Origin of the sequence: Nocardioides sp. (assembly GCF_036401255.1) — a bacterium.
Lineage (GTDB): Bacteria > Actinomycetota > Actinomycetes > Propionibacteriales > Nocardioidaceae > Nocardioides.
Genome location: NZ_DASWVI010000130.1, coordinates 1 through 4,013 on the forward strand (window position 1 = coordinate 1; position 4,013 = coordinate 4,013).

Here is a 4,013-nt window from a genome sequence, read left to right on the forward strand (position 1 = left end):
CGCCGACTCGGCATCAGCAGGCGGTGTCGAGGTCGCCGGCCTCGTTGGCGGCGTAGCCGGTGCTCAGCGAGCCGATCGAGCCTCCGGTGACCGGGTCGTCCCGGTGCGACTTCTGCTTCCCCGGCGGCGGGGCCGTGCCCTCGGCGCGGTCGATCGCGGTCGCGACCTTGGCCTTGATCAGCTTGATGTCGGGATGCGCGGTGTCGATCATCGGCGGCACCAGCGACAGCGAGGAGACCCGCTGCCCCCGAGCCTTGAGCGCCAGCTCGGCGAAGTGCCCGAACTGGCTGGCGGGGATGTTCGTGGACACCATCGCCGAGCTCGCCTTGGCGATGCTGGCGAAGTTGCGGACGGCCGACTGCGGGCTGATCTGCTGCAGCATCGCGTTCATCACGCACTTCTGGCGGGCCATCCGTGAGTAGTCGTCGGAGTCGTAGCGGGCCCGGGCGAACCACAGGGTCTCGAAGCCGTCGAGCTTCTGCACCCCGGGCTCGATGTGGCTGTAGAACGGGTCCTGGGGGAGCCCGACCGGGATCTCCTGCCGCACGTTCAGCGTGACCCCGCCGACGGCGTCGACGAGGTCGCGGAAGCCCTGCAGGTTCACCATCGCCCAGTAGTTGATCTTCAGGCCGGTGATGCCCTCGATGGCCATGATCGTGGCGTCGACGCCGGGGTTGTCGGAGTGCGGGAACAGCTCGGTGTTGTCCCCCGCCCAGGTGCTCACGCCGTTGAGGTAGTCGGCGTCGAAGCCGTCGGGGAACTGCTCGTGCATGACCGAGCCGCGCACGAACGGGAAGTTCTGCATGTTGCGCGGCAGCGAGATCAGCACGGTGCGGCCCGTCTCGGCGTCGATGCTGGCGACCGTCATCGAGTCCGGGCGCAGGCCCCACCGGCCGGCGCCGGAGTCGCCGCCCATCAGCAGCACGTTGTAGCGCCCGTCGTGGGCGCCGGTCACGTCACCGTTCCCGGACATCGTCAAGATCAGGTCGCGCTGGGCGCCGGCGAGGTGGGCGCCGAACAGCAGCGCGGCCGCGACCGAGAGCGCGAGCACGCCGTTGACGCCGACCGCGGCGCGCCGATGCCCCATCGTGAGCGTGAGGGGCTGGCCGAGGCGCCAGGCGTCGAAGAACAGCACCGCCCACCCGGTGGCGAGCGCCATCAGCGCCAGCCGGAGCCAGAACAGCGCGGCCGTGTCGAAGGCGAGCCGGAACGCCAGCCCGTGCCAGAAGAACGCGACGACGACCGTGCCGACGAACGTCGTGACGACCACGAACCAGATCCGCAGGGCGATGATGCCGACCTTGCGGTTGCCCGCGACGAGCTGGGCCGAGCCCGGCAGCAGCAGGGTCATCAGCATCAGGGCCATGGCCCTGCGGAAGCGCACCCGAGCGGCGCGGTCGTCCGCACTGAAGCGTGGACCGTGGCTGTCGTGCGACCCGGGGGAAGAGACGGGCGGCATCGAGATGCCTCTCTGCAAGTGGAACGGGGAAGGATACTGCTGACCGCCAGTATCACCAGTCACACCCGTCACACCCCGGCGCGACGCGCCGACGACTTGCGCGGGCGCCCGCTCCCCCGCGCAGCCGACCGGGTCAGCCCGCGGTGCGGCCCGCCTCGATCGCCTCGCGGCGGGAGAGCCGGTGGGCGCGCCGGATCTCGGCCTCCCGCATCCGGCGCACCTCGTCCGGGGTCTCCGGCACCAGCGCCGGCACCCGGCGCGCGCGGCCGGCGCCGTCGATCGCGACGAACACGAAGTACGCCGAGGCCACGTGCAGCGACGTCGTCGACGGGTCGTTCCACGGCTGGGTCTCGACCCGTACGCCGATCTCCATCGACGAGCGCCCCGCCCAGTTGACCTGCGCGAGCGTGCGGACGATGTCGCCGACGTGCACGGGCTCGAGGAACGCCATCTCGTCCATGGCGGCCGTCACCGCCGGGCCACCGCTGTGCCGCGCGGCGACCGCGCCCGCGGTCGAGTCGGCGAGCTTCATGATCTCGCCCCCGTGGATGTTGCCGAGCAGGTTCGCCTGCGCGCTGGAGGTCACGACCGCCAGCGAGACGCGGGCGTACGAGGGGGACAGGCCGTGGAGCTCGCCGTCGAGCTCGGGGTCCGGTGCCATGCCCCGGAGGCTACCGCCGCGGGGCGGCGCCGCCGGTCAGCCGTCGGTGTCACCGGGGCGGGCCGGCTCCTGGGACCGGTTGACCCGGTGCGCGTGGGCGGCCTCGGCCGCCAGGTAGCGGTTCATCCCCGCCCACAGCCGCGCCCGCTCGCTGCTGCTGATGGTCTCGGTCGCGCGTGCCTTCGCCTCCTGCTGGGCCAGGGCCTCCTCCTGCTCACTCATGGCCCCTCCTCTCGACACCTCCACGATCACTCCGCGAGGTCCTGGGCCGTAGGGTCTTTCGGCCCGGGACCGGCGGGACCGCCCGCGCGGAGACTGGTCGCGGGAAGGAGTCCGCCGTGGACCGACTCACACCGCTCGCCGATGCGTTCCTCGAGGTCGAGTCGGTCGATCGCGCCGTCTCGCTGGCGATCGGCTCGCTCGCGGTCTTCGACGGCCCCGCGCCGGCGTACGGCGACTTCCTGGCGGTGATCGGGGCGCGGCTCCCGCTGATCCCCCGCTACCGCCAGCGGCTCCGCTCGGCGCCGTGGGACCTGGCCGCCCCCGCGTGGGTGGCCGCCGAGGACTTCGACGTACGCAACCACGTGCTCCGCGCGGCGGTGCCGAGCCCCGGCGGCCCCGCCGAGGTCGCCGGGCTGGTCGCCACGCTGATGGCGCCCCGCATGGACCGGCACCGACCGCTCTGGGAGTGCTGGCTGCTCGAGGGACTCGAGGATGGCCGCTGGGCGGTGCTGTCCCGGATCCACCACTGCCTGGCCGACGGCGTCTCCGGCACCGACCTCTACCGCCTCTTCCTCGACGCCGCGCCGAACGCGACCCCTCTGGTGCCCGACCCCGCACCCCCGGAGCCGGACGCGACACCGGCGGCCTTCACCGCCCGGGCGTTCGGCGACCTGGCTCGCTACCCCACCCGTGTCGCCGGCGCCCTCGGCCGGCTCTCCCGCACACCGGTCCGCTCGGCGTACGCACTGCGACACGCGGCGCGTGGGCTGATCGACCTGGGTGGAGCCGCCCGTCCGGTGCAGCCGTCGTCGTTGCTCGGACCGATCGGTGCGGACCGCCGGTTCGCGTGGGTGGAGACCCAGATGGCCGACGTCGCGGACGTACGCCGCCGTTGCGGTGCGACCGTCAACGACGTCGCGCTCGCGGCGATCGCCGGCGGGTTCCGGCGCCTGCTCCTGGGACGCGGCGAGGACCCGGCCGCCCGGACCGTGCGCTCGCTGGTGCCGGTCTCGACGCGCGCGCCGGGCGAGGAGTCGACGCCCGACAACCGGGTGTCGCTGCTGCTGCCCTACCTGCCCGTCGACCTGGCCGACCCGGTCGAACGGGTCCACGCCGTGCACCGGCGCCTGTCCCGGCTGCGCTCCCACCACGAGCCGGAGGCCGGCATCGGCATCACCTCGACCGCCGAGCTCGGGCCGTTCCCGCTCGTCTCGTGGGGGCTGCGGACGGCGTGGCGCCTGCCCCAGCACCAGGTGACGACCGTGACGACCAACGTGCCCGGACCGTCGATCCAGCTGTACTGCCTGGGCCGCCCGCTGCGCTCGCTGGTGCCGTGGGTGCCGATCGCCGACCACGTCCGTGTGGGCGTGGCGATGCTGTCCTATCGGGGGGCCCTGACGTTCGGGATCACCGGTGATCACGCCTCGATGCCGGACCTCCACGTCCTCGCCGACGGCATCGCGGAGTCTTGGGCGCAGCTGGCGGCACGGTAGCGTCGGGGCATGACCGATCGCCCCCGGGGGGACGGCGAGCCCGGGGACGGGTCTCCCGACTTCCACTGGCTGTACGGCGGCTCCGGCGACCCGGACCGCGAGCCGCGACCCGACGAGACCCGGGTGATGCCGACGGCGTCGCGCCCGGGACAGACGCCCCCGCCCGTGCCTCCGGCGG

At 73.4% G+C, this 4,013-nt stretch carries 5 protein-coding genes; 1 reads left to right on the top strand and 4 read right to left on the bottom strand.

The features are described 5' to 3' along the window. Nucleotides 1-13: 13 nt before the first annotated feature. The 4 genes from VGD85_RS05820 to VGD85_RS05830 all read right to left on the bottom strand — a co-directional run bounded on the left by VGD85_RS05820 (nt 14) and on the right by VGD85_RS05830 (nt 2,342). A complete protein-coding gene (locus VGD85_RS05820) occupies nt 14-1,366 on the bottom strand; it encodes an LCP family protein (protein ID WP_331062499.1) in 1,353 nt (450 codons plus the stop codon). Then, complete coding sequence (locus VGD85_RS23155) at nt 1,357-1,515, bottom strand: pyruvoyl-dependent arginine decarboxylase (RefSeq protein WP_414690766.1); 159 nt, start codon at nt 1,513-1,515, stop codon at nt 1,357-1,359. The genes VGD85_RS05820 and VGD85_RS23155 overlap by 10 nt, the downstream gene beginning before the upstream one ends. A gap of 77 nt (nt 1,516-1,592) precedes the next feature. Beyond that, nucleotides 1,593-2,120 carry an acyl-CoA thioesterase gene (locus VGD85_RS05825; RefSeq protein ID WP_331062500.1) on the bottom strand — a complete coding sequence of 176 codons (528 nt, stop codon included), beginning with the start codon at nt 2,118-2,120 and terminating at the stop codon, nt 1,593-1,595. Between the two features lie 36 nt (nt 2,121-2,156). Continuing rightward, nucleotides 2,157-2,342 (bottom strand): hypothetical protein, encoded by a 186-nt coding sequence (locus VGD85_RS05830; protein ID WP_331062501.1) that lies wholly within the window; start codon nt 2,340-2,342, stop codon nt 2,157-2,159. A 116-nt stretch (nt 2,343-2,458) separates the two neighbouring features. Between VGD85_RS05830 and VGD85_RS05835 the strand changes: the two genes are divergently transcribed. Continuing rightward, complete coding sequence (locus VGD85_RS05835; protein ID WP_331062502.1) at nt 2,459-3,835, top strand: wax ester/triacylglycerol synthase family O-acyltransferase; 1,377 nt, start codon at nt 2,459-2,461, stop codon at nt 3,833-3,835. Nucleotides 3,836-4,013 lie beyond the last annotated feature (178 nt).

What these genes read in the sequence shown, in the direction of transcription:
- VGD85_RS05820 (WP_331062499.1), bottom strand. Translation starts at nt 1,366, where the DNA reads ATGGCCCTGATGCTGATGACCCTGCTGCTGCCGGGCTCGGCCCAGCTC.
- VGD85_RS05825 (WP_331062500.1), bottom strand. Translation starts at nt 2,120, where the DNA reads ATGGCACCGGACCCCGAGCTCGACGGCGAGCTCCACGGCCTGTCCCCC.
- VGD85_RS05830 (WP_331062501.1), bottom strand. Translation starts at nt 2,342, where the DNA reads ATGAGTGAGCAGGAGGAGGCCCTGGCCCAGCAGGAGGCGAAGGCACGC.